Source organism: Salmonella sp. SAL4457 (assembly GCF_046548235.1).
Lineage (GTDB): Bacteria > Pseudomonadota > Gammaproteobacteria > Enterobacterales > Enterobacteriaceae > Salmonella > Salmonella enterica.
Window position 1 is genome coordinate 1 of sequence record NZ_JBGDZO010000154.1, and the last position, 359, is coordinate 359.

A 359-nucleotide genomic window follows, 5' to 3' on the forward strand; every position below is an offset into this window, starting at 1 on the left:
CTGCTGGTGCGCGGTTGAGTCAGAGACGGAAGCCCTCGCCGATGTATTCGGCGAGCTTCTCGGTGACCGGTGACTGGCTGTGCGGGTTGCGCATCAGCATGATGCTGGCCGAGGGCAGGGCGGGCAGGCCCTCGCTCTCGTCGAGGATGCGCAGGTTGCCGGTGAGCAGGCTGCGCAGTTGCACGGTCACGGCGAGGCCGGCGCTGACCACCGCGAACAGCGCCGACAGGCTGGGGCTGCTGTAGGCGATGCGGTAGTCCAGTTCCGCCGCCTCCAGGGCGTTGCAGGCCCAGGCCCGGCAAAAGCAGGTGGTGTTGAACATGGCCAGCGGGATCGGCCGCTGGTCGTGGGGGCAGAAG

General features: G+C 68.5%; 1 protein-coding gene. It reads right to left on the reverse strand.

Annotated elements, in window-relative coordinates:
• Positions 1 to 19: 19 nt before the first annotated feature.
• Positions 20 to 359 (reverse strand): LysR substrate-binding domain-containing protein (locus tag ACLJNW_RS23680; RefSeq protein WP_410961155.1); only part of this gene is annotated, 340 nt, incomplete at its 5' end.